Raw genomic sequence first — 24,094 nt, 5'->3', positions numbered from 1 at the left:
GGGGTGGCAGTCGGGCGTCAGTCGGTGAGGCTGCTGGGGTCGACGGCGGGCGCGGGGAGGTTCAGGGCGGCTATCTCGGCCCGGCCGGCGGCGTCGATCGGGAAGGCCCAGCGGTCCAGGAAGAACGCGGTGAGGTCGCGGCCGGCGACGCGGCTGGAGTACGTCGAGAGCGCGCGGTACCGCTTGGCCGTCTCCGTCCAGTCGGACTGCGGGTTCTCCTCGCGGACCAGCCGGTGCATGCGCGGCCAGAAGTCCTCGCCGAACGCCAGCTCCAGCTGACGCAGCGGGACGAGCTTCTCGTACGCGGAGAAGGACCTCTCGTACGCCAGCCCCGCGCTGCCGAACTTCGCCTGCGCCGACTGGAAGGGGTTCAGCCCGGTGGCGGGGTTGACGGTGAGCAGGTTCGAGGGCTGGCCGAGGGTGCGCTGGGCCGCCAGGGAGTAGATGTTCACGGTCACCTCGGTGAGCCCGCTGGGCTTGTACGCCATCTGCTGATGGAGGTGCCCGAGCTCGTGGTACAGCCCCCAGCCGCGGGTGCGCAGACCCTCGACGGTGGTGAGGCGGTCGAGATAGGCGCGCGGGAAGCCGTTGTAGCCGTGGGTGGCGTAGGCCCCGACGCCACTGGGCACGCGGGAGACCTCGGTGAAGTGGTACGGGCCTGCCTTGCGGCGGTGCACCGGGGCGGATCCGTCGAGGCCGCTGATCGCCGCGTGCGAGTCGATGACGGTCTCCAGGAGGCGCAGGAGCGCGTCGTGGTCCTGGTCGCGGTGGAGCAGCGCCCCCTCACGGGTGAGGGTGAGGATCGTGTGCGGGGCGGTCAGTTCGACGTACGGGACGTCGGTGAGCGTGTCGAGCCGGGCCTGGTACTCGGCCTCGGTGGTGCGGCCCAGGTCGAACGTGGCCATCGGGACCGCCCCGGACCGGAACATGACGGCAGCGCGCTGACCGGCGCCGGTCAGGGTCAGGTAGACGGGTCCGCCGTGCGGGTCGGCGACGGTGTTGGCGCCGGGCTTGAGCGGATAGGAGCGCGGCTCGGTGAGCGTGCCGTAGTAGTCCCACAGACCGACCCACAGGGTCGGCACGGCGTCGTCGTACGGGAGCACGTTGAGGGTGAGTTCGGCACCTGGGGGGACGTACAGGCCGGTCGCGGTGAACTCGCTGCCGCGCAGCGCCTGGGCGAGACGTAGCCGCTCGCTCTCCGCGCTGGGGACGGCGGTCACGGTGACGGTCACGGGCAGATCGGCGCTGCCGGCGGGGGAGGTGCCGGCGGGCGAGGTGGCGGCGCGGGGTGCGGCGGCGTGGGCCGGGGCGGCGCCCAGGAGGGCGGCCGTGCCGGCGCCGGCCAGGCCCGCGAGCACGGAACGACGGTCGACAGCGGGGCGGTTGGGCATCCGGTCTCCTCGGGGAGGGGGGCCTGAACAGACTGCCCGACAGGATGTAAGCGTTTGCTATCTCAGGCAAGGGCGGGACCAGAGTTTCTAAGATTTACTACGATGGTGAACGGGAGTTGCCGGAATGCGGAGCAGTAAACGCTCTCCGTCACAAGGCACACAGGGAGAGGCGGTACCGATGAAGGGGAGCGGACAGCAGGCGGCGGGGGAGCCGCGGCGCGCGACCATCCGGGACGTGGCCGCGCGCGCCGGCGTGTCGACGGCGACGGTGTCGCGCGTGCTGAACCGCAACTATCCGGTGGCGGAGGAGACCCGCGACCGGGTCGAGGGCGCCATGCGGGAGCTCGGCTACGTGGTGAACGCGCACGCGCGGGCGCTGGCCGGCACCTCCAACCGCACCGTCGGGATCATCGTCAGCGAGATCGTCGACCCCTTCTTCGCGTACATCGCCCGCGGTGTCGAGCGCGAGGCGGCCCGTACCGGACGGCTGTGCCTGGTCTGCTGCACGCAAGGCGACGCGAAGCGCGAGCTGGCCTTCGTCGACCTGCTGCACGAGCAGCGCGCGGACGCGGTCGTGCTGGTCGGCGGGAGCATCGTGGACCGCGCGTACACCGCCGAACTCACCCGCCGCGCCGAGGAACTGCACGCCGGCGGCTCGTCCCTGGTGCTGTGCGGCCGGCCCTCACTGGGTGGCCGGGTGCCCGCGGCGGCGGTGGAGTACGACAACGAGGGCGGCGCGTTCGCCATCACCGACCATCTGCTCACCCAGGGGCACCGGCGGATCCTCTACCTCGGCGGCCCGCCCGCCGTGTCGACCACCTTGGACCGGATCGCCGGCTACCGGCGCGCCCTCGACCTGCGCGGCGTCCCCTCGGACGACGCCCTGGTGCACACCGGCGCCTTCAGTAGGGCCTTCGGGTACCGCAAGACCCTCGAACTCCTCGGCGATCAGCTCGACTTCACGGCAATCTTCGCCGCGAACGACATCGTGGCGGCGGGTGCGGCGCAGGCGCTGGAGGAATCCGGGGCCCGCATCCCCGAGGACGTCTCCCTCGTCGGCTACGACGACGTGCCGGTGGCCCAGGAGATGCGCCCGAGGCTGACCACCGTGCACATCCCGCTGGAGGAGATGGGCCGGCAGGCCGTCCGGCTCGCCACCCCCGGCGAGGACGGTGACGATGCCTGGCGGGCGCCCACCACCGGCACCCACCGGGTGGGCACCCACATCGTCGTCCGCGACTCGGTGGCCCCACCGAAGACCCCACGCACCCGGCGTGCGCGCACCGCGGGCTGATCGGCGCCGGTCGGTACGACGCCGGGTTGGTATGGCGCCGATGGGTACGGCGCCGGGTCGGTACGGCGCCGATGGGTACGGCGCCGATCCCGTGCCGCCCGCTCAGGAGGAGGCGGTCCATTCGTCGTAGAACGGCGGCATGGTGGAGGCCTGCCGGGTGAAGTCCGGGGAGCGCTTGTCGCGGAAGGCCGCCACTCCCTCGGCGCCGTCGCCGATGCTCGTGTAGAACATGGCGAGTGATTCCACCCGGTGCGCGTCCTCGGGCCCGTCCAGGGACGCATGGCGGTACGTCATCTGCCGGATGAGCGCGGTCGACACGGGCGACCGCCCCAGGGTCCAGCGGTCCGCCAGCTCGCGTGCGCGCTTCAAGAGCTCGTCGGGGGCATGGAGTTCGGTCGCGAGGCCCACATCCCGTGCGGCCTGCGCGTCGAGGATCTCGGCGGAGTACAGCAGGTCAAGCGCCCGTGGAAGGCCGACCAGGCGCGGCAGGAACCAGGTCGAGGCGGCCTCGGGTGTGATGCCGAGGCGGCCGAAGACGAGGCCGAGCCGCGCGTCCGTGGACATCAGCCGGGCGTCCATGGCCAGGGTCATCGTCGCGCCGATCCCGACGGCGGCGCCGTTGATCGCGGCGATCACGGGCTTGCGGCAGGCGTGGATCGCCAGGGTTACCCGGCCCCCGGTGTCCCGGACCCGGCTGATGTCTGGATGGCTCAGATCGGCGAGGTCGGCGAGCGTGGGCGTGCGCGACTCGTCGAGGCCGAACACGTTGCCGTCCGCGCTGAGGTCCATGCCGGCGCAGAAGGCCCGGTCGCCGGCGCCGGTGACGATGATCGCCCGCACGTCGTCGTTCTCGTTGACCTCGGTGAACGTCCGCTCCAGTTCGGCGGCCATTGTCGGGGTGAAGGCGTTGAGGTGGTCCGGCCGGTCGAGGGTGACGGTGAGAACGCCGTCGTCGACGTGGTGGCTCAGGGTGGTCCAGGTCATCGGTCGCGTGCTCCTGTTTCCTCGGTCGCTTCAGCCGCGGAGGTCGGCGAGCCGACCGATGATCTTCTCGGCGTCGGCCACGATTCCGCTGACGATCTCGTCGCAGGTGGCCACGGACTCGATCAGCCCCTGGGCCTGCCCGGCCCACCACAGGCCGTCGTCCATGTGCCCCTCCTGGAGCACCCGGGTGCGGCCGCGGACACCCGAGGCCAGCTCGGCCACGTCCTCGAAGACGGCTCCGGGCCGCCGCGACCGGGTGACGATCTCCTCGGATATCGCGTTCCGGGCGACACGCCCGGTGTTGCCGAACTCCCGGAAGACCAGCTGGGTGGCGCGCTCGTCGTTGGCGACGATCTGCTCCTTGACGTTGCGGTGCACCGGCGCTTCCGCGCTGGCGACGAACCGGGTGCCCATGTTGATCGCACAGGCCCCCAGGGCGAGGGCGGCGGCAAGCCCACTACCGGTCGCGAAGCCGCCGCTGGCGATGACCGGGATGTCCAGCCGCCGTACGGCGGCGGGGACGAGGACGAGGCCGGGGATGTCCTCCTCGCCCGGATGCCCCGCGCACTCGAAGCCGTCGATGCTGACCGCGTCCACGCCGAGGCCCTGCGCCTTGACGGCGTGCCGTACGGCCACCGCCTTGTGGATCACCTTCACACCCGCGCTCTTGAACGCGGCCACGTGCTCCGCCGGGTTGCTGCCGGCCGTCTCGACCACGGTCACGCCGCTCTCGATGATGGCCGCGCGGTACTCCGCGTAGGGCACGGGCGTGAGGGTGGGCAGGATGGTCAGATTGACGCCGAACGGCTTGTCGGTCATCTTCCGACACCGGGCGATCTCGCGGGCGAGGGCCTCCGGGGTCGGCTGGGTGAGCGCGGTCAGGAACCCGAGGGCGCCCGCCTCGGCCACGGCGGAGATGAGCTCGGCTGTGCCGACGCCGGTCATGCCGCCGCAGACGATCGGATGGTCCACGCCGAAGAGGTCGGTGAAGGGAGTCGAAATCATGAGCGGGGCCTGCCAGGGCCCTCTCCGTTCTTGCGGGCGCCGTACGCACACGGCGACCTCCGTGTCGCGGTCGGCGTGGCGGGCCGAGCGCTAGACTCGAACTCGAATCCATTCGAGTTTAATGAGTGCGGGCACGGGGCTGTCAATCCCGCTCGCGGGAGGGAAGCTGTCGTGAGCGGCAAGAACCGTGACGAGAACCGTGACGAGAACCACGACGAGAACCACGACGTGGACCGCGGTGTGGACCGCGTCAACGAGAGGTGGAAGCTCAAGGGCGCCGCATGGCGCGTGTTCTTCTACGTCTTCGGCGCGTACGCGTTCCTGACCGTGGTGGGCATGCTGGGGGAGCACGCCCAGAAGTAGCGCGCCGGGGGCGGCGGCCGGCCGACTGTCGGCCCAGGTGATCGCGTCCTCCAAGGACTATCAGAGCCCGTCGCCCGCCGCGATCAAGGCGTGGGTGATCGGCATGCTGCTCATGCCGCTCTACTAGGGCGTGTCCGCAATGTCGATCGGTCGTTACTCCGTTCGTGGTGCGACGTCATGAACTGACTGATCAGGCCTGGGAAGTGATCGGGCCGTTGCTGGCTCCGCCCCGGATGGGTCGTCCGGTGCGGGACCGGCGGCAGGTCCTCAACGGAATCCTGTGGAAGCTGTCCACGGGTGCGGCCTGGCGGGACCTGCCCGAGCGGTACGGGCCGTGGAAGACCGTCTACGAACGGTTCCGCCGCTGGTCAGCGGACGGAACCTGGGACCGGCTCCTGGCCCACGTCCAGCAGCACTCGGACGCGATCGGCGAGGTCGACTGGTCGATCGTCTGCGTCGACTCGACCATCGTGCGGGCCCATCAGCACGCCGCCGGGGCCCGAAAAGGGGGCCCTGGACCGGCGAAGCACTCGGCCGGTCCCGCGGCGGACTGAGCACAAAGATCCACCTTGCCTGCGACGGACAGGGCCGGCCGCTCGCCTTCACGATCACCGGCGGGAACGTCAACGACTGCACGCAGTTCGAACCGGTCATGGCCCGCATCCACATCAAGCGATACGGGCCCGGCCGGCCCCGCACCCGACCGCTACGGGTGGTCGGCGACAAGGGCTACTCATCCCGCAAGATCCGCTCCTACCTGCGCAGACGCGGTATCGCCTGCACCATCCCCGAACGCGTCGACCAGATCAACGGATGCCTCCGGCGAGGCGAGAGCCTGTGCCGTCTCGACCGCGAGGTCTACCGGCGCCGCAACGTCGTCGAACGCTGTTTCAACCGGCTCAAGCAGAACAAGGCCCTCGCCACCCGCTACGACAAACGAGCCCGCCACTACAAAGCCCTGGTCACCCTCGCCTGCCTGCGACTATGGCTCCCTAGCTGACATTGCGGACAGGCCCTAGGCCGTGTCCGTAAAGTTGTTGGCTCGTTACTCCGTTTGTGGTGCGTCGACATGAACTGACGGATGAGTCGTGGGCGTTGATCGCTCCGTTGCTGGCGCCGGGCCGTATGGGCCGGCCCGTGCGGGACCGGCGCCAGGTGGTCAACGGGATCCTTTGGAAGCTGTCCACCGGGGCCGCCTGGCGTGACCTGCCCGAGCGGTACGGGCCGTGGAAGACGGTCTACGAACGCTTCCGGCACTGGTCCGCCGACGGCACCTGGGACCGGCTGCTGGCCCACGTCCAGCAGCACTCCGACGCCGTCGGGACCGTCGACTGGTCGATCGTCTGCGTGGACTCGACCACGGTCCGCGCGCATCAGCATGCGGCCGGGGCCCGAAAAGGGGGCCCTGGGAAGGCGAGGCACTCGGCCGATCACGCGGCGGGCTGACCAGCAAGATCCACCTGGCCTGCGACGGCCAGGGCCGGCCACTGGCCTTCACCCTGACCGGCGGGAACGTCAACGACTGCACCCAGTTCGAGGCGGTCATGGACCGGATCCGCGTCGCCCGGCCGGGGCCCGGCAGGCCCCGGACCCGGCCCCAGCGCGTGGTCGCAGACAAGGGCTACTCGGCCCGCAAGATCCGGGCCTACCTGAGGCGACGCGGGATCGCCTGCACGATCCCGGAGCGGATCGACCAGATCAACGGGCGCATCCGCCGCGGCGAGACCCGCTGCCGCCTCGACCGGACCGCCTACCGGCGCCGCAACGTTGTCGAACGCTGTTTCAGCCGGCTCAAGCAGAACCGGGCCCTGGCCACCCGCTACGACAAACGCGCCGTCCACTACCAAGCCATGGTCACCCTCGCCTGCCTCCGACTCTGGCTCCCATGACTTTCCGGACACGACCTAGGGCCGTCTCCGGCAGATCAGGCCGGTCGGCCCCGGCCTTGAGTCGGTGTAGCTGTCCGCACGGCATGGATCTGGGGGAGCGGGTTGGGGTCGTCGATAAATGCCTCGACATCGGTGGCGGTGATCGGGGACGCTTCGCGTGATGATCAGAATCGACGACACGCCGCCCGCGTGGGACGAGCGCACCCAGCTCACCACGTTTCTCGACTACGCACGTGACACCGCCCGCGCCAAGTGCGTCGGCGTCTCCGCGGAGAACGCCCGCAAGGCGCTCCTGCCGGGCTCACCGCTGATGACCATGAGCGGATTGATCAACCACCTGCGCTGGGTCGAGTACTACTGGTTCCAGGTGGTCTTCCTCGGCGAGGAAGACCGGGGCCCCTGGACCGACGAGGATCCCGACCGCGAGATGCGTATCGCCGTCGACTTCCCGCTCACGCAGTTGCTCGACGAATACGCCGAACAGAGCGCCCGCTACCGCGAACTGGTCGCCGAGAACGGCCTGGACAAGCAGGCCCAGCGAGCCGTCCGCGACGGTCTCCATGTCGACCTGCGCTGGATTCTCCTTCACCTCACCGAGGAGACGGCCCGCCACAACGGCCACCTGGACATCCTGCGAGAGATGCTCGACGGCACGACCGGCGACTAGAGCCTGTCTCTCAGATCGGTCTGTGGCACCGTCATGCTCGTGATCGGGTCATGGTCGACTCGGCGATTTCCAGGGCGGGCACCGCCTGGCGAGCCGAGCGCCTGGAGTGGGCGGCCCTTCAGGCAGCGCACAGCTCCCGCTGACCCGAACCTGGTCTCGCGTTCAGATCAAGATGGCTGCGAGGTGGAGTGTGCCCCCGTAGGCGATGGCGAACTTGTCCGTTCGCATGGCCAGGCCGCGCCACTGCGCGCGTCGTCAGCCTGACCAGCGGTGAGGGGACACAACAGCAGGCCGCCATCTCTACACGCGAGCTGGGCATTTGGCTCATGCGCGACCGGCCGGCGGCCCAACAGGCCTTCGCCTGGGGGGATTCCCTGGTTCCGCGGTGGGGCCCGCCCCACCCCTGACCCGGGGGCCGGTCGGATGTCCCGGCGATCTACGGCTCCGTAGCGTCGTCGTCATGGAGCACACCATGACCCGCATCCCCACCCGACAGGCCGCGCGACGCAGGCGAGCGCGCCGGTCGCTGGCCGCCGCCACAGTCCTCGCAGCCCTGGGCGCCCTGACCGTCGCCCCGGCGGTCGCGGCGTCCGAGCTTCGCCCGGCGGCCCAGCAGAGCACCGGACGCGGGACCCTCCTCGGAGTCACTCCCGTCGCCGACCTGAGCCGGGCCGAGGTCGCCGCGTTCCTCAAGGGCGCCGACATCGACCCGGCGACAGTGCGCCACGGCGTGCGCGGCTACCGGCTCACCTACCGGACCCTGACCCCTCGGGGCCATTCCACCACCGCCACCGGCCTGTTGGTCCTCCCCAAGGGTGGCGAGCGCCGGCTCGACCTGGTTGCCGACACGCACGGCACGATGGTCCACCGCGACTACGCGCCGTCCGTCGCCGAGGACTTCGGTCTCTACGCGCCCTACTTGCACGCTGCCGCAGGCCGCGCCGTCGCCGCTCCCGACTACCTCGGGCTTGGCAAGGGGCCCGGCCTCCACCCGTACATGGACACCGCCTCCTCCGTCTCCGCCTCGCTCGACATGCTGCGCGCCTCACGCACCGCCGCGCGCGCACTGGGCAGGCCGCTCACCGGCGACGTGTACGGCACCGGGTTCTCGCAGGGCGGCCAGGTCGCCATGGCGCTGGGCCGCGAGCTGGCACGCGGCGCTGACCGGCACTTCCGGCTGCGGGCACTCGCACCGGTCGCCGGACCGTACGACCTGCAGGGCGCCGAGATCCCCGCCCTGCTCGACGGTCGTGTCAACGGCATCAGCGGCGTCTTCTACATGTCGTACTTCCTCACCGCGCAGAACCGGCTGCACCCCGTCTACGGCAACCCGGCCGAGGCCTTCCGACAGCCGTACGCCGGCTACGTGGAGGAACTCTTCGACACGCGGCACACCGAGGAGGACATCGTCACGAAGCTGCCGGGCTCGGTGAAGGAGCTGCTGACCGACGACTTCTACGAGCGGCTGCGTCATCCGGACGGCGGCCTGCTGGCCGCACTCGAAGCGCAGGAAGGCACCTGCGACTGGAAACCCGACCTCCCCGTACAACTGCACAGCGCGGCCGGTGACACGGACGTAGCGATCGCCAACTCCGTCAACTGCGCGGCCGATCTGGCCCGCAACGGTGTCACCGCCCCCGTCGTCGACCACGCGAAGGCCGATCACAACACGACCTTCAAGCTGGCAGGGCCCCAGATCGTGCGCTGGTTCGACACGCTCGCACGCCGCTAGGAACAGCCGCCCGACGAGACGGCGACCGGCGGGAACGGCCATGGCCGTTCCCGCCGGTCGGCCGCCGTTGCGGTCGTCGTGCCCGCCGGTCGGTTCGCGCCTGGCGGTCGGTTCGCGCCTGGCGGTCGTAGGCCCGTGGTCAGAAGTCCACGGGGGCCGGTGACTTCGGTGCTCGCGCCGCTCGCTTGGCCGTGCTGACGGTCGTGACGAGGGCGGCGGATGTGAGGAGCAGGACGGCGGCGAGGGCCCCGAGGGTCGAGGTGTCGGGGTGGGCGAAGGACTGGCCGCGGCCGGCCTGCCAGGTCACGACGGCGACGAGCCCGGTGTACCCGTAGGCGGCGCAGCGGACGAGACGGGCCTGTACCTGCTCGCTGCGCAGCCAGGCCTTTCGGGCGGCGAGGGCGGCCAGCACGGCGGCGAGGACGAGCAGGACCTGGATGCCGTGCAGGGCGAAGAAGTGCGGGACGCGGAAGTCGCCGCCGGTGACGCTCCAGTGGGTCAGCGGCATGCCGTTGCCGTCGGGGTCGCCGATGCCGTGCCCCTGGTACATGGGGACGGTGTGACCGTTGGCGTCCGTGACGGTGCGTTCGTTGATCTCGGTGACCATCCAGTAGACGGGGATGAGCATGCCGGCGACGGCGAGGCCGATGCCCGCGCGTATGGCCTGGTTGAGGGCCGGGCTACCGGTGCGCTGGATCAGGACGATGACCCCGATGATCAGCTGGGCGATCACGATGACCATCACGCCGAAGGTGAGGACGGGGGTGAGGGCCAGGGTGATGGGGTCGCTCTGGTCGGCGTTGAAGTGGCTGATGGTGCCGCGGGCCGCCTGGACGGTGATGGCACCGACCTCGGCGACTGTGGTCACCGCGAAGACCGTGCCCAGCCACCGGGCGAGGCGTCTGCCCTTGCTCAGCCGCGCGAGCAGCCATGCCAGCGTGGCGGTGTAGAGGCCGAAGGCGGTAGCGAACTTGAGGGGCTTGTACCAGACAGGTTCCCCGAGGAGCAGTCGGTCGTCGACGGCCAGGCCGACGCCGCAGGCGACCACGAGAGCGGCCATGAGTCCCGAGCAAACCAGCAGAGGCCGGTGCCAGGTGGAGATACGTGCGAGGGCGAGCGTGGAGGTCATCGGAGATCCCGTCCCAGGTGGCGAAGGGCGGCCCGCGCTGGAGCGGCGACCGCGGCGGTCAACGTTTACGTACTGGCGAACGTAACTTGCATTCACTAAATCGTCAACGCTGGAAGACGCAAGAAGGGCGCATTTCCAGGCAAATTGAACGAGAATTGCAATGAGAGTGAAGCTGAATGCAAGTCGCTGCCTTCGATACTTGCAATGACATGTCGGCGAACGTAAGACTGTCCGGCAACTTCGCCGTACCGAGCGGGGAGAAGCTCTGGAGGTGCCCCATGCCAGGAGGCCGGCTGACGCGTCAGGATCGAGAGGGGATCGCCGACGGGCTCGCCGACGGGCTCACGTACACGGAGATCGCCGCTCGGCTCGACCGTCCTCTGTCGACCGTCACGCGGGAGGTGAGCCGTAACGGCGGCCCCGACGGCTATCGGGCCGACCAGGCGCAGCAGGCCACCCAGGACCGAGCCCGACGAAGCCGCCCGGGACGCCAGTCGTCAGCAGACACTGGCCCAGCCCGGAGGGTCGCCGACCCTGACGCCGTCCAGGAACTGGAAGATCGCTTCACAGACGTCATGGTCGGCACCGGACTGTCCCGGATGGCCGCCCGTGTCCTCTCGGCGCTCTATCTCACCGACAGTGGCAGCCTCTCGGCCGCCGAACTCGTCGAGCGGCTGAAGGTCAGCCCCGCCTCGGTCTCCAAGGCCATCGGCCAGCTCGAACAGCAGGAACTCCTCCGCCGCGAACGCGACTCCCACCACCGTCGTGAACGCTACGTCATCGACGCGGACGCCTGGTTCCGCGGCTGGACGGCCAGCGCCCGCCAGAACTCCGCGCTGGCCGACTTCGCCCACGAGGGAGCGGAGACTCTCGGCGCCGCCTCACCGGCCGGTGGTCGGCTCAACGACATCGGCGACTTCTTCCAACACGTCGGACAGGCCATGCTGCACGCGGCCGAACAATGGCGGCAGGACCGCACCGCACGCCGCACCACCGAGGAGCTCTGACTCCCGCAGAGCCCAGCCGGTGCACAGCCTCAAGAGATCACCTCATTCGGCTGGCTCGGTGGGCTGCGGGCCGTGGTGGGGACTGGCCTGGACGGACACCGGCGACCACACCAAGGCCATTGACCACGGCGCCAGCCTCGGCATCGACGTCGAATTCGTCCACCGCGACCCCGGCCGGAAGGGCTTCAAGGTCATCCCACGGCGCTGTGTGGTCGAGCAGACCTTCGCTGGCTCATGCGCCACCACCGCCTCGCCCGCGACTACGAAGCCGTGCCTGTCCGAGCCGAAGCGGGGATCAGCCTCGTGGTGATCGACCTGATGAGCCGTCGCCTCACCCGCGAAGCCACGCTGAACTGGCGTGGTACATAGCCCGCCCAGGCGGGCCGCAACGAGAAGGCATCAGCCCTCGTCGAAGCCGCGGAAGGTCCCTGTCCCATCCGCGGCGTCGGCGAACTCCGCAAAGTCCATGTTGGCGATGCTGAGGTTGGCCGGACGTTGGGGAACCACTGAGCGGGGACCCTGAACGTTCGCCCTGGCTCGTCCGAGAGGTCCACGGCCAGGAGCGGGTGACCCGGATCCTTCATCGTGGCTGCGTCCGCCAGAAACATGTTGACGATCTGGTCGTTCTCGTCCGCAGCAACCTCTTCAGCTATCAAGGCCTGGACCCCCACGCCGGCGAAGCGAAGCTCGCTGACAAACGTGGCAAAGGGGTACTCGTCGGCCGCGTCGACTGAGGCTCGAACCGAGTCCCAGGCTCCCTCGTCACCGAAGTCAGTACGCAGGACCAGCGAGGTCAGATCATCAGGCTGAGGCAGAGGCATCTCGCGATCCTCTCACCTGACAGTGACATCGACTTAGCGGCTGCGACCGCAACGGCGTAACCCAGCGGATCCCACTGTTCCGAGGCTCGGCGGACACCGCAGGACTGTGGAAGGGCGCCATCGCACGACTGCACTGGTTTCCGCCGCCAATGCATCCACTAGGCGATCCGCGACGACATTCATCATGCCTTCATCACGCTCGGTTGTGCCGTCATCTGCTGTCGACGACTGAGGACCTCGCTCTGTTTCCAGTCCAAGTAGGGTGACATCCCATGTCGCGAACTCGCGCCGAGGTCAAGGAGGCGGAATGCTCGCTATCTCGTCGGCGCTGGCGGCCGGAAGGCGCCATTCGGTCGGACGGCGCTGGGATGGAACCGTTCTCGCTGTGGGCAATACCGCCTCTGCTGAATGTCGTGTCGAGCGATGGGAAGACGTCGTCGCGGTGGCAGCCGGGAATGTCCATACCGCGACGAACACGGGCAGGTCTCACACGGTGGGACTCCGGTCGGACGGCACAGCGCTGGCAACTGGATGGAACGGCGATGGGCAATGTGATGTCGCCGGATGGCGAGGCGTCACGGCCGTGGCCGCAGGTTGGCGCCGCACACTCGGGCTGCTCGCGAATGGCCGCGTGCTAGCGACTGGCCGGAGTTCAGAAGGACAGTGTGACGTGCAGTCCTGGCGCGAGATGGTCGTCGTCTCGTGTGGTGACTGGCATTCGGTTGGCGTTCGGTCGGACGGTACTGCCCTGGCCACGGGGAACAATCGACGAGGGCAGTGTGCCGTTGAAGGGTGGCGTGACCTGGCCGCCATTTCGGCTGGGTATCTCCATACCGTCGGCCTCAGAGCCGACGGGCGGGCGGTAGCGGCCGGAGACCGGTCAACCGGGGTGTGCGAGGTCGATGACTGGGAAGACGTGGTGGCGCTCAGTGCGGGCAGCTACCACACTGTCGGGGTCACTGCGTCGGGCCGGGTCCTTGCAGCGGGAGACAATAGCTACCGACAGTGCGAAGTCGGCGATTGGCGCGACATTGTCGCCGTGGCGGCCGGGTCCACGCACACCCTCGGCCTGCGCGCCAACGGCACAGTCGTGACCGCGGGGAACAATGCCGACAGGCAGTGCGAAGTCGATGCCTGGTCCGGAGTCCAGCTTCCATAGCCCTGAGGGTCGAGCCAACGGGAACTGAGTTGCCGTCCCCCCAGCCTTCGACCGGCCCCGCCCCCTCGGCCCCTGTCCCGTATGCCGGGCCGGCGTCGCTCCGGTACTCCGGTATGCGTCAGGTGGCAGACCGCTGTGGACCCGCTACTCAAGTTTGACTAGAGTGCGTGTGTATGGCTGAGAAAACCATTCCGATCCTCCCGTGCCGGACCATTCAGCCCGTGCTCGAGTTCTACACCGCCCTCGGGTTCGAGGTGACCTTCCAGCAGAAGAGCCCCAACCCGTACGCGGTTGTGGAGCGCGGCGGCATCGAGCTCCAGTTCTTCGGGTTGAAGCAGTACGAGCCGGCTGAGTCTGTCAGTACGTGCTTCGTCCTGACCGATGACGTCGACGGACTGCATGCTGTCTTCCGGGCGGGGCTCAAGAAGGCGTACGGGAAGGTCCCATCCCGAGGGCTGCCACGCATCGGGCCGCTCAAGGACATGTCGTACGGCGTGCGGCAGTTCCTCATGACCGATCCCGGTGGCAACTGCATCCGCATCGGGCAGCGGACGAGCGAGGACCAACACCATCGTCGAGCCCCCGAGGAGACCTTCGCCCGTGCCCTGCACCACGCGTCCCTCCTTGCGGACTCGAAAGAGGACCCGGCGGGCGCCGCGAAGGTCATCGACCGCGTGCTTGGCCTGGAGGACGAGCGGCCCACGCCCGTACAACTGCTCCGCCTCCTCGTACTTCGCGCGGACGTCGCCGGGCGTCTCGGTGACGACGAAACCGCGACGACGACGCTCACGAAGGCCACCGCGGTCCAACTCTCCCCCGAGGACCGAGAGTCGGTTCGCGACGACGTAGACCGACTCGAAGACCTGCGCAATTGAGCCGGGCGATCCTGATCCGGTCCATGACCGCTTCGAACCGGGTGCAGTCGTTGACGTTCCCGCCGGTCAGCGTGACCCCCGATTGCCGGTCGGATCGTGGACGGATCTCTCGATCCCGCTGCCGGCACTTGTCTGATCTGGGCCGATGTCGCCTATGACCTCAACTATCCCGAAGACCTGCAGCCTCTCGTCTCGTGTGCGCTCAACCTGGATGAATGGGACGCGAGCTGGGGTGTCTCTGTCGAAGCGCTGAAGGAAGAAGCGATCGAGGCCGCTGGACGACTCCTGAGCAAGCAGCGGCCGGGAGAGCACAAGACTGACTGACGGGCCATGCGCCGTTGAAAGGCGCGTTCACTCGGCAGCAGTCGTCGCATTCCGTGCGCGCGCCATGGAATCTGAGCCGGAACCCATTCTCGTGAACATCGCCCCCGAGAGCTCCAGCAGTGCCGTCGGCCGGTGGATCGTGACCGGGCACTTCGGCAGTGACTGTCGGTCAGGCCCGCGGGGTGCGTGGGTCGAGCCGGAACTCGAAGCCGAGGGTGCCCGGGTCGAGTGCGGTCGCGCCGCCGTCGACGGTGAGCACCGCGCCGTTCACGAACGAGGCGGCGGGTGACAGCAGCCAGGCGATGGCCTCCGCGACCTCTTGCGGCTCACCGGGCCGCCCGGCGGGCAGGACCCGGGTCACCTCCTCGTATGCCGCGTCCAGACCGTTCCCGTCCAAGCCCGCCTCGTCGGCGAACCGGCTCATTCGGCGGTCCGCCATGTCGGTGCGCACCCAGCTCGGGCACACCGTGTTGGCACGCAAGCCTGCGCCCCCGTAGTCGACCGCGAGCGACCGGCACAGCTGGAGCAGCGCCGCTTTGGAGGTGGCGTAGGCGGCGTTCCCGACGCCGTTGCGCAGAGCGGAGACCGAGGCCACCGCGACCACCGCGCCGCGGGCGTCGAGCAGATGGGGGAGCGCGGCGCGCAGCAGCAGGAACGGACCAGTGAGGTTGGTCCGCATGACCTCGTCCCAGTCCTCCAGGGTCACCTCCCCCACCCCACCGCCTCGCCCGATGCCGGCGTTGAGCACCAGACCGTCGAGCCGCCCGTACGTGCCCAACACCGTCTCGACGAGTGAGGTCACCGCGGCGGGGTCTCCGATGTCCGACGGTACGGGCAGGGCGCCGATCTCCTCGGCGACCAGCCGCAGCGGCTCGGGGCGACGCCCGGACACCGCCACCTTGTGTCCCGCCCGGGCCAATGTACGCGCGGTCGCCGCCCCGATCCCCGTTCCGCCCCCGGTCACCAGGTACACGCGTTCGTCCGCCATGTCCGCCGCTTCTCCCGTGCTTCGTCCGCCGTTCCTCGTCTCGATGATCTTAGGCCCGCGCCGCTCCCCGGGCCGGCCTGGCCGACGAGCCGCACGGCAGGGCGTGGCGGTCGGGGGAGTGGGGCCGAGAGCTCCTCCACCCCGTGGAGCAACCTGTCATCGTTGACCAACCCGCCCGGCTGGGACATCACCGCCGCGGCGAAGCCCGCTGCCGCCTCGACAAGACCGCCCACCGGCGGCGAACCGTCGTCGAGCGGTGCTTCAGCCGGCTCAAGCAGCACCGAGCCCTGGCCACGCGTTACGACAAACGAGCCAACCACTACCAAGCCATGGCCACCCTCGCCTGCGTCCGACGCGGACTCCCCTGACTGTCCGTGCCCGACCTAGTGCTGTGACCGGACGTTCAGCGGGTTTGACCGGGTTCTGGCAAGATCTCCTCGTGAATCCTTCCGCCGCCCGCAGCAACTCGTCGACCGAGCGGAGCTCTGCGTAGAGGGAGACGCTGGTGTACTCGCATTGACCGAACTCCATGAGATGGCGCGCGGTGCTCAGGGCGAGTATGGGGTCGGGGCACGGAAGACGGGGTGGCGATGTCATTGGACATGCGGAGACTGTGCCACGGTCCGTCACCGCAGGTCATCGCACTTCCGGTCCGGCCTGCGCACCCATCCACCCGTGACGTGAACGCTCGGAGGGCAGAGGCAGGGCTACCTCTGCTCGGTCACCAGATCAAATGCTCTCCAGCCGGCTGAGCGGCCAGTCGCCGGTCTCAGTGCATCTCAGCTCTCACTAAGATCATTTTGCTACGAGTTCTAAGCCTTGATCGGTGCGGCCGACCTGGCGGCCTGCTCGATCTTCGCGCAGTAGGCTGCACGGGCTTCCTCGTCGATCTGCTGCTCGTGTTCGGGGCGCACCCCGGTCCGACCGTCGAGGCCCTCGCGCAGGATATCGGCGTGGCCTGCATGCCGGTTGGACTCGCCGAGGACATGGACCATGATGGCGAACAGGTTCGTGTTGGTGTGAGGCTCCGGCCACCATGGCACGTGGCCGGGGGAGTCGAGGGCGAGCTGGGTGATCGTCGCGTCCGAGTGTTCCCACGTGCGCCGGTAGAACCCGACGATCTGGTCGCGGGTCTCGTCCTCGGTCGCCCACAGATCGCTGCCGTTGTGGTCCTGCCACCGGGGCAGCGGTTCCGGGGAAGGGCGGTCGAAGACCTCGCCGAAGTACCTGGCCTCGACGGTGGCCACGTGTTTGACCAGGCCGAGGAGGTTGGTCCCGGTCGCCGTCAAAGGTCGGCGGACATCGTATTCGGACAAGCCGTCGAGCTTCCAGAGCAGCGCCTTGCGGTCCCGTCGCAGTCTCTCGTGCAGGTTGTCTTTCGCGAACTCATCGATCATGCGGCATGAGCCTGCCATGTACTGCTCGTGCTCTCAAGATCCCGTACCTGGTCCGCGACGTCCGGCGGAGCCGAGGTACGGCCATGGCTGCCGCCCTGACCTGCTCCAAGAAGCTCGCGGGACTTGCACGTGAGACAACCTCTCCACCTTGCCGTCTGGAATGGCGAGAGGCCAGTGGAGGACAAGACCGCCGGCCAAGTCTTCAGCGGCCTGTACGACCGCTTCATCGACCGCGAGGCGGACCGAGCCTCCGTCCGTCGGTCCGTCCCGCGCTGATGGGGCAGGAGCACGGTGGCTCTCCTTGATCGATGTTGATGAGAGTGGGCACTGCCTCGGTTCTTTGTGGTCGATTACCGTGGGCGATGCAGGTTCGACCCATCAGAGAGTGAGCGCGCCCGATGATGCCGCCGCTGTGTGTCATATGCCGTGTTCCGTACCGGCATTCGGGTCTTGAGTACGAGGACTTCACAGTCGTGAGCTTTCGGCCCGCGGAACCGTCTGCGGATGACTGGGCTGGTGACCCGGAGCACTGTGCGTGGTTCTGTCCCGCACATCTCCCTCTCGCGGAGGGTCTGACGCATCTGCTGGCGGCCGAAGCCCTGGCGCACATCCGGGCGAGCCTGCGCGAGGGGACTGACCAAGGAACCTAGAGATCGCCCGAATTGGCTGCATGGCAGATGTCGGGCAGTGCCTGAGTGTGAGAGGCGCCTCATGGCTGATGGTGGGGTTTGGTGTCTGCTCAGGTGTCGGACGGGTCCGGGCCCCGCATGGCGCCCGTGAGCGGGGCCAGTGTGCGCCATCCCATCGTCTCGTACAGGGCTCGGCCTTCCGCCGTCGCGCCCAGAACGCCTGCCGTGGCACCCTGCTCCGCGGCAGCGGCGGTGAGGCTGCGCATCACCAGGCGTCCCAGGCCGCGCCGTTGGTGGGCCGGATCGGTCTCCACCTGGTCGACGACGGCGCCTAGGCCGGTGACGGCGACCTGGCCCCGCGCGGCGAACGCGCCGTCGGCTGTGCGCACCAAGGCGCGGGTGACACTGGCACGCGTCCAAGTACTCAGGACGTAACCGTCGGGCGTTTCGGCCGGGGCTTGGGCGTGGGCCGTGGGCACCGAGGCGGTCATCAGGTAGCCGATTCCGCCGGCGAGGTGCCAGCCGGGGGCGAGCCAGGGCTCAAGCGTTTCCGGTGGGACGAATGACTTCAACCAGACACCAGGCGCGGTGACGTGCTCCATGACCTTGCGGACGGTCGCTTCGTCCGCCGAGTGCAGGACGTGCCGCATTACGTGTCCAGGCAGGCCGACATCGATGGTGAAACCCCAGGAACGGGGCGCGGGTTCGGATGCACTGCGTGAAACGGCCCAACCATGGACCCATGCTCGTGCGGCCTGGGACGTGTGTGTGAAAGGCAAGATTCCCCCCGAGTAGGTAATGGGCGTACCTTCAGGGCGATTATTACATCAGGCATGGGCGTGGATCACGGAGGACGCCGCGCTCCGCCAGGCCGAGCAAGCCCTGCAGGTTTCCACTCTGCGCCGCTGTGGCCGATCGCCAGCTCTGCTTCATCTGCCTCGGAGAGCGGGGCGCGTCCAAAGATGTGTTGGTGGTGAGGGGGCCGGCCGGACCAGCGCCCAGGCGCCCCGGGGGAACTCGCGGGAACTCGGGGAACCGTCCGATCTGCGCAATCGTCGGTTACGGATGTGACTGAAGTGACGCCCACTCTGCCTGCCGACCACCGCGAACTGATCTCCGACCTGTCCGGGATCGTCTGCGACTACCCCAGCACGGATCCCGAATCGACCCTTGCGGTCCTTGCCGACGACGCGGCCCACGCGCTCGGTCGCGACGCCACCTCGGAGGGCCGCCGGGAGCGGGCCGGCTACACGATCCTCCTGCACGCGACCTGCTGGTACGTCTCCGCACGGGTCTTCAGCAAGTCCCTGTTCGCGTCGTACGTACAGGTCCTGGACGGGATTCGTGTGCAGTTGGACCGGTCCAACTGCACCTGCCCGGTCGATAGCCATCCCTCGCAGCTGGACTCTGAGTACCAGGTCGAGGCCGGGGTCAGCATGCTGACCGAGGCCGGACGGGCCGCCTTCGCAGAGGACTACGATCTCGACGAGGCAGAGGTGGCGGTGTTCGACTGCGAGGGGTTCCTCGCGGACCTCGCCGATGAGGCTGCGGGCCAGCTGCGCGAGGCGAGCCAGGAGCTCTTCGGTACCGTCGACGTCTCCCATCTGGACGCGCAGTTCGTCGGCGACGACGGGCGCCTCGACCTCGTCGCCATGCAGGACGCGATCCGCCGTACTTGGGAGAACAACACCGGCCCGGTGGCCCTGTGGTCCGCCCGCCGCTGGCTCGCCGGGCAGGTACGCGACGAGGAACGGATCGGCCTGTTCCTGTGCCTGTGGATGGGCATCGCCCAGACGTACGAGGGCCTGCCGCCCTCCTTCGCGCGCGACCTGGCCACCGCGCTCGCGACCATCGACCTGGACGTCTCCTGCGACCACCCGCAGCACCCCTGGTCCACCGCCGACTCCACCGTCCAGTCCCGCTACCTCGCCGTGGTCCACCTGTACGCGCCCGAGGACCACCCCGACACTCCCGTGCCCGCCGAACTCTCCGCCCGTGAGCTGTGGGAATGCCCGGTGCAGTACGCCCAGTTGGCGCGGAAGGCGCTGCAAGACCTCGAGGGGTGGCGCACAATGCGCGGCGGCGACGACGAGGACTGGGAGAACTGAGCGATACGCGGCCGCTTCGGCTTTGCCGTCCGTCCTGATCCCAGCTGGCGCATCCCGGCGGACTCCATCCCGTCCGCAACGTCAGCGCACGGCCAGGCGGTCCGGCCGCGGCCCTCGCCGGGCACGCCGGTCTGCTCGGTTCGGCGACGCCCGGCGACCGACGCCCGGCGACCGACGCCCGGCGACGCCCGGTGACCGACGCCCGGCGACGCCCGGCGTCTGCGGCGGTCAGGCCGCAGGGGAGCGGGTCGAGGTGATCACGACGGATGTGTAGGGCATGGTGGCGTGGCCGCCCAGCATGTCGATCGCGGTCCCGACGCTGTCCAGGACCTCCGCCATGGTCTCGGCGGGAAGTTGGGTGAGGCCTCCGAAGGTGGGGAGCTGATCGAGCCACTCCTCCCGGGAGTAGGTGCGCTCCCATGCGAAGCGCCACTGTTCCGGCTCGCTGAACCTGCCCGTCTGCCGGATCCCGTCGGTGATTCTCGCGAACAGTGGCTGGTACGCGTCCACGGCCGGTCCTCTCAGCAGGCCGGGGTCGAACGGGGAGTCGGGGGCGAGGCGCCGGAGTGTTTCGGCGAGGGCGTCGATCACTTCGGCCGGGAGTTGGGGGACGTGGTGGAAGGGGGCGAGCCGGCCGCCGGGCCTGAGGACCTGGGCGGCCTTGGCCGCGCCGGCGACGGGGTCCACCCAGTGCCAGGCGGTGCCGGCGATGACCGCGTCGAAGTGTCGTCCGGCCGGCTGCCAATCCTCGAACCTGGCGACCTCGACCTCGACATGGGTGCGTCGCGCGAAGGCGGCCATCCGTTCGTCGGGCTCGACACCGAGCACCGTGCAGCCGGCCGCCTGGAACTGTCGGGCCTCGATGCCGGTGCCGGCTCCGACGTCGAGGACGTGCCGACCGGGGCTTGCTGCGACGATCCGGTCCACCAGGGCCTCGGGATACGGCGGTCGGGCACGGTCGTAGCGTTCGGCGTCCACGCCGAACGACTCGGCGGTCTGCCGGTGGCGGTGGGGTTCGGGTCCGGACTCGTTCGACTGTCCCTGCGATAATGTGGGCATGCGCCCACACTAATGGGCGCACGCCCACTTGTTAAGTGCGGCCGGCACGGAGAGGAAGAAAATGCCGTCAGGGGTACACATCCATAACGTGCGCGGCCAGTTGTTCGAGGCCGCCGAGCGCGTCCTGCTCAGGGACGGGCCCGACGCGCTGACCAGCCGGGCGGTCACGGAGGAGGCGAACTGCGCCAAGGGCGTGCTGCACCGGCACTTCGCCGACTTCGACGCCTTCCTGGCGGAACTCGTCCTCGACCGCATCCGCGGCATCGAGGGCCGAACCACGACTCTGCGCGCCGCCGCCGGTACGGGGAACGTGGTCGACAACCTCGCCGAGGCGCTGCAGGACCTGTTCGGGCCCGTCACGGTGTCCGTCATCGCGCTCATCACCTTCCGCGACGGCCTTCGCGCCCGACTGCGCGAGGCCGGCCTGACCGGCATCCCGCTGGCCGTGCAAGGCACCACCATGATCGCCACGTACCTCACCGCCGAACGAGAGTTGGGGCGCCTGGCCGGCGACGCCGACATCGACACGCTCGCCCCCACCCTCGTCGGGGCCGGTCACCTGCTTTTCGCCGACCGGGCGAGCGCCCCGCCGCGGACGGTCGCCGTCCGAAAGATGGTGACCACCGTCATCGCCGGCGCCCTGCGCCCCGTGTCGTGACCTGAGCGTCCAGCTCGCACGCCGCACCGCCTGCCCCGCCCCCGGATCCAGTGGTTCACCGAACCGAGTCGACCGAGGCTCTCGGGTGAGGGCGGCGCAGAGCGCCGTGATGTTGGGTACTGGGGCCGCGCCACCCTCCACCGGGCCCGTGACGAGCGGCGAGCTCGGCGCCGTCCGGCGACCGGCCCGGACCGGAGCCACCACAAGGCCGCCCGCCGGGGGCACGGGCCGCGCGGCGGCCGGCTTCGACCGCCATGACACGGGGGAGGTCCCGGGGCGCAAGGCCCGCCGGTCAGGCAACTCCATGGCGCTCGGCTGCTTTTCGCGTCTTCACCCCGCCGACGATGAGCGCCAGACCCGCGACGACGATGCCGAGGTAGGCGATGGACGGAAGGTCGACGACCTTGTGCATCCAGCCCCACTCCGTGCCGAAGAGCGTCTGCGAAGCGAAGCTGACAAGCCCCTGGGCTCCTACGACGTAGCCGATGCTTTCAACGGTGTATCCGATGGTTGCTCGCACGGATCAACCCTCTCGCGGCGGTGCCGCAAGATCGTCCTACGCAGGGTCGAGAACACGGTAGGCCAAAGGATGCAGTCGCTCGCGGCGCCCCGGTTGCGATGGGCATCCTTGCCTTCGCGGCGAGATCGCGTGCGGCGCCCTGGCCGAAGAACTCGCGGGCTTCGACCCGGCCGTGACGGCGCCCATCTCGTCGGGTGCGGTCGCATGGCATCCGTCCTGCGCGGCCACGGTCGAGCCGCCCTTCACGGCCACTCTGCGGCCAGGCTCCCCATTGATGCCCAAGTCCCGTCCCCCAACGTCGATTCGGGCCCCGGGCTGCTCCTGGCCGTCGGCTCGCCACCGAGTGGGACGTGGTCGCCCGCCCGCGAAGCCGGGCGGGGCGGTGTGGGCAGAACTGGAGTCGCACCCATCTTAAACAAGTGTCTTGTACGAGCGTCCTATACGCATGTATAGTCTCGTTCATCAGCCCGATCGAAGGAGCGCACGATGAACGTCCTGATCTCCGGAGCAAGTGTCGCCGGTACCACCCTCGCCTACTGGCTGCGTCGCCACGGCTACATCGTGACCGTCGTCGAGCGGGCCCCGGCCGTGCGCCCGGGCGGCTACAAGGTCGACATCCGGGGTGCCGCGCTGGAGGTCGTCGAGCGCATGGGCCTGAGGGACGGGGTCCGTGCGGCCCGTACCGATGTGCGTGCCGGCTCGGTCGTCGACGCGAACGGCAAGCGTGTGGCCGCCATGGACGGTGACACGTTCGGTGGCCGGCAGCACGGTGACGCGGAGCTGATGCGAGGCGACCTGACCACACTGCTGTACGAGGCGAGCCGCGAGGGCGTGACGTACCTCTTCGACGACTCGATCGAGAAGCTGTCCCAGCAGGCCGAAGGTGTGGACGTGGTGTTCGCCTCCGGGCGCACCGGCACGTACGACCTGATCGTCGGCGCGGACGGGCTGCACTCCAACACCCGGGCGCTGGCCTTCGGTTCGGAGGATCAGTACGTGCGCGACCTCGGCTACTACGTGTCGATCTCCACCGTTCCCAACCACCTCGGACTTGACCGCGAGGAGTTGACGTACGTCGGGCCGGGCCGTACCGCGCTGACGTACAGCACCGCGGGCGAGACGACGGCCAAGGCCATGTTCCTGTTCGCTTCGGAGTCACTGTCCTACGACCGGCACGACCGCGCCGCGCAGCAGGGGTTGCTCGCCGACGCGTACGCCGGGGAGGGCTGGGAAGTACCGCGCCTGCTCGAAGCCGCCAGAGTTGCCGAGGACTTCTACTTCGACTCGCTGTCGCAGGTGCACATGGAGCGTTGGTCGACGAACCGGGTCGTGCTGGTGGGTGACGCCGCGTACTGTGCCTCGCCCGCCTCCGGCCAGGGCACGAGTCTGGCGCTGGTCGGGGCGTACGTGCTGGCGGGCGAACTGGCCGCCGCGGCAGGGGACCATGCCGCAGGTTTCGCCGGGTACGAGCGCGCGATGCGCCCGTTCGTACAGGCCAACCAGGACCTCGGCCCGGCGAACATCAAGCGGATGGTGATGCGCACCAAGGGGCAGGTGCGGATCTCGATGATGATGCTGGGGCTGCTCAACCGGATGCCCGGCAAGGACCGCATCATGGCCAAGGCGATCGAGCCCATCCACAAGGCCGCCAACGCGATCGCGCTGAAGACGTACTGAGGACTCGCCGTGCTCGCCGTCAGCCTCCCAGGGGCGGCGAGTCCCCCAGGCCGAGGGCCCAAGCCCGCGAGGGGCATGCAAGCTGGCTTCGGGGTCCTCGGCTCCGGTACCCGCCTCCGGAGCTGTTGAACCCATCGATCCAGTGATCCCGTGTGTTGCCGGTCCGAATCCTGTGTTCGCGCGGGGTGTTCGCCAGCGGAGGCCGTGCGCAGTACCGACATCGTGACGTCGCCGATCTGTGAGCCGAATTGGCAGACCCTTGACCCGACGCCGAACGTGCCGACGCGCCGTCACGGCGCAAGCGCGGAACGTCGGATGACCAGGGGGATCGTCATCCGACGGGGCGTCCACACCTCCGCCGGCGGGGTCGGAATCCCCGACACCGGTTACGTTGAGGTCTAGACCAAGTGGTCTAGAC

The 24,094-nt window shown here is 69.2% G+C and carries 20 protein-coding genes and 6 pseudogenes; 15 read left to right on the top strand and 11 right to left on the bottom strand.

Annotated elements, in window-relative coordinates:
• Window positions 1-17: 17 nt before the first annotated feature.
• A complete protein-coding gene (locus tag R2D22_RS00790; RefSeq protein ID WP_318100144.1) occupies window positions 18-1,391 on the bottom strand; it encodes a M60 family metallopeptidase in 1,374 nt (457 codons plus the stop codon).
• 178 nt (window positions 1,392-1,569) lie between these two features.
• On the opposite strand from R2D22_RS00790, the gene R2D22_RS00785 reads away from it, so the two are divergent.
• Window positions 1,570-2,685 carry a LacI family DNA-binding transcriptional regulator gene (locus R2D22_RS00785; protein WP_318100142.1) on the top strand — a complete coding sequence of 372 codons (1,116 nt, stop codon included), beginning with the start codon at window positions 1,570-1,572 and terminating at the stop codon, window positions 2,683-2,685.
• Window positions 2,686-2,787: 102 nt separating this feature from the next.
• On the opposite strand, the gene R2D22_RS00780 is transcribed toward R2D22_RS00785, so the two are convergent.
• Complete coding sequence (locus tag R2D22_RS00780; protein WP_318100140.1) at window positions 2,788-3,669, bottom strand: crotonase/enoyl-CoA hydratase family protein; 882 nt, start codon at window positions 3,667-3,669, stop codon at window positions 2,788-2,790.
• A gap of 30 nt (window positions 3,670-3,699) precedes the next feature.
• On the bottom strand, window positions 3,700-4,674 hold the full coding sequence (locus R2D22_RS00775; RefSeq protein ID WP_318100138.1) for an NAD(P)H-dependent flavin oxidoreductase: 975 nt from the start codon (window positions 4,672-4,674) through the stop codon (window positions 3,700-3,702).
• A 171-nt stretch (window positions 4,675-4,845) separates the two neighbouring features.
• Here R2D22_RS00775 and R2D22_RS00770 point away from each other — a divergent pair, with 171 nt between their 5' ends.
• The 4 genes and pseudogenes from R2D22_RS00770 (at window position 4,846) to R2D22_RS00750 (ending at window position 7,593) form a co-directional block, all read left to right on the top strand.
• Window positions 4,846-5,037 (top strand): hypothetical protein, encoded by a 192-nt coding sequence (locus tag R2D22_RS00770; protein ID WP_318100137.1) that lies wholly within the window; start codon window positions 4,846-4,848, stop codon window positions 5,035-5,037.
• 167 nt (window positions 5,038-5,204) lie between these two features.
• Window positions 5,205-6,037: pseudogene (locus tag R2D22_RS00760) on the top strand (IS5 family transposase).
• 56 nt (window positions 6,038-6,093) lie between these two features.
• Window positions 6,094-6,926 (top strand): annotated as a pseudogene (locus R2D22_RS00755) (IS5 family transposase).
• Between the two features lie 160 nt (window positions 6,927-7,086).
• Entirely contained in the window at window positions 7,087-7,593 is a 507-nt protein-coding gene (locus R2D22_RS00750; RefSeq protein WP_318100135.1) for a DinB family protein, read from the top strand.
• A gap of 162 nt (window positions 7,594-7,755) precedes the next feature.
• On the opposite strand, the pseudogene R2D22_RS36070 reads toward R2D22_RS00750, so the two are convergent.
• Window positions 7,756-7,848 (bottom strand): annotated as a pseudogene (locus R2D22_RS36070) (IS5/IS1182 family transposase); the annotation flags it as partial.
• A 205-nt stretch (window positions 7,849-8,053) separates the two neighbouring features.
• On the opposite strand from R2D22_RS36070, the gene R2D22_RS00745 reads away from it, so the two are divergent.
• Entirely contained in the window at window positions 8,054-9,325 is a 1,272-nt protein-coding gene (locus R2D22_RS00745; RefSeq protein ID WP_318100133.1) for an alpha/beta hydrolase, read from the top strand.
• A 139-nt stretch (window positions 9,326-9,464) separates the two neighbouring features.
• Here R2D22_RS00745 and R2D22_RS00740 read toward each other — a convergent pair whose 3' ends face one another.
• Window positions 9,465-10,385, bottom strand: coding sequence for a hypothetical protein (locus R2D22_RS00740; protein ID WP_318100131.1), 921 nt, complete (start codon window positions 10,383-10,385; stop codon window positions 9,465-9,467).
• 347 nt (window positions 10,386-10,732) lie between these two features.
• Here R2D22_RS00740 and R2D22_RS00735 point away from each other — a divergent pair, with 347 nt between their 5' ends.
• Together R2D22_RS00735 and R2D22_RS00730 are read left to right on the top strand one after the other, a co-directional pair.
• Window positions 10,733-11,461, top strand: coding sequence for a GbsR/MarR family transcriptional regulator (locus R2D22_RS00735; RefSeq protein ID WP_318100130.1), 729 nt, complete (start codon window positions 10,733-10,735; stop codon window positions 11,459-11,461).
• Window positions 11,462-11,546: 85 nt separating this feature from the next.
• Window positions 11,547-11,830: pseudogene (locus tag R2D22_RS00730) on the top strand (IS5 family transposase); the annotation flags it as partial.
• A 30-nt stretch (window positions 11,831-11,860) separates the two neighbouring features.
• On the opposite strand, the pseudogene R2D22_RS36065 reads toward R2D22_RS00730, so the two are convergent.
• A pseudogene (locus tag R2D22_RS36065) lies at window positions 11,861-12,282 on the bottom strand (DUF6924 domain-containing protein).
• 307 nt (window positions 12,283-12,589) lie between these two features.
• On the opposite strand from R2D22_RS36065, the gene R2D22_RS00720 reads away from it, so the two are divergent.
• The 3 genes from R2D22_RS00720 to R2D22_RS00710 all read left to right on the top strand — a co-directional run bounded on the left by R2D22_RS00720 (window position 12,590) and on the right by R2D22_RS00710 (window position 14,640).
• Window positions 12,590-13,441, top strand: coding sequence for an RCC1 domain-containing protein (locus R2D22_RS00720; protein ID WP_318100126.1), 852 nt, complete (start codon window positions 12,590-12,592; stop codon window positions 13,439-13,441).
• A 173-nt stretch (window positions 13,442-13,614) separates the two neighbouring features.
• Window positions 13,615-14,316, top strand: coding sequence for a bleomycin resistance protein (locus R2D22_RS00715; protein WP_318100124.1), 702 nt, complete (start codon window positions 13,615-13,617; stop codon window positions 14,314-14,316).
• A 96-nt stretch (window positions 14,317-14,412) separates the two neighbouring features.
• A complete protein-coding gene (locus R2D22_RS00710; RefSeq protein WP_318100122.1) occupies window positions 14,413-14,640 on the top strand; it encodes a hypothetical protein in 228 nt (75 codons plus the stop codon).
• 169 nt (window positions 14,641-14,809) lie between these two features.
• Here the strand turns inward: R2D22_RS00710 and R2D22_RS00705 are convergent, their stop codons facing one another.
• On the bottom strand, window positions 14,810-15,628 hold the full coding sequence (locus tag R2D22_RS00705) for an SDR family NAD(P)-dependent oxidoreductase (protein WP_318100121.1): 819 nt from the start codon (window positions 15,626-15,628) through the stop codon (window positions 14,810-14,812).
• A 182-nt stretch (window positions 15,629-15,810) separates the two neighbouring features.
• Between R2D22_RS00705 and R2D22_RS00700 the strand changes: the two are divergent.
• Window positions 15,811-15,996, top strand: a pseudogene (locus tag R2D22_RS00700) (IS5 family transposase); the annotation flags it as partial.
• 444 nt (window positions 15,997-16,440) lie between these two features.
• Here the strand turns inward: R2D22_RS00700 and R2D22_RS00695 are convergent.
• Window positions 16,441-17,025, bottom strand: a complete 585-nt coding sequence (locus R2D22_RS00695) for a DinB family protein (RefSeq protein ID WP_318100119.1) — start codon at window positions 17,023-17,025, stop codon at window positions 16,441-16,443.
• A 739-nt stretch (window positions 17,026-17,764) separates the two neighbouring features.
• A complete protein-coding gene (locus R2D22_RS00690) occupies window positions 17,765-18,304 on the bottom strand; it encodes a GNAT family N-acetyltransferase (protein ID WP_318100117.1) in 540 nt (179 codons plus the stop codon).
• Window positions 18,305-18,730: 426 nt separating this feature from the next.
• Between R2D22_RS00690 and R2D22_RS00685 the strand changes: the two genes are divergently transcribed.
• Entirely contained in the window at window positions 18,731-19,762 is a 1,032-nt protein-coding gene (locus R2D22_RS00685) for a hypothetical protein (RefSeq protein ID WP_318100115.1), read from the top strand.
• A gap of 228 nt (window positions 19,763-19,990) precedes the next feature.
• Here R2D22_RS00685 and R2D22_RS00680 read toward each other — a convergent pair whose 3' ends face one another.
• Window positions 19,991-20,821, bottom strand: a complete 831-nt coding sequence (locus tag R2D22_RS00680; RefSeq protein WP_318100113.1) for a class I SAM-dependent methyltransferase — start codon at window positions 20,819-20,821, stop codon at window positions 19,991-19,993.
• 61 nt (window positions 20,822-20,882) lie between these two features.
• Here R2D22_RS00680 and R2D22_RS00675 point away from each other — a divergent pair, with 61 nt between their 5' ends.
• Complete coding sequence (locus R2D22_RS00675) at window positions 20,883-21,479, top strand: TetR/AcrR family transcriptional regulator (RefSeq protein ID WP_318100111.1); 597 nt, start codon at window positions 20,883-20,885, stop codon at window positions 21,477-21,479.
• Between the two features lie 292 nt (window positions 21,480-21,771).
• Here R2D22_RS00675 and R2D22_RS00670 read toward each other — a convergent pair whose 3' ends face one another.
• Entirely contained in the window at window positions 21,772-21,999 is a 228-nt protein-coding gene (locus R2D22_RS00670) for a hypothetical protein (protein ID WP_318100110.1), read from the bottom strand.
• Window positions 22,000-22,485: 486 nt separating this feature from the next.
• On the opposite strand from R2D22_RS00670, the gene R2D22_RS00665 reads away from it, so the two are divergent.
• A complete protein-coding gene (locus tag R2D22_RS00665; protein ID WP_318100108.1) occupies window positions 22,486-23,676 on the top strand; it encodes an FAD-dependent monooxygenase in 1,191 nt (396 codons plus the stop codon).
• The last annotated feature ends 418 nt before the right edge of the window (window positions 23,677-24,094 follow it).

The sequence above is a fragment of the Streptomyces sp. HUAS YS2 genome, assembly GCF_033343995.1.
Taxonomy (GTDB): Bacteria; Actinomycetota; Actinomycetes; order Streptomycetales; family Streptomycetaceae; genus Streptomyces; species Streptomyces solicathayae.
This window is presented reverse-complemented; position numbering and strand designations above follow the sequence as displayed.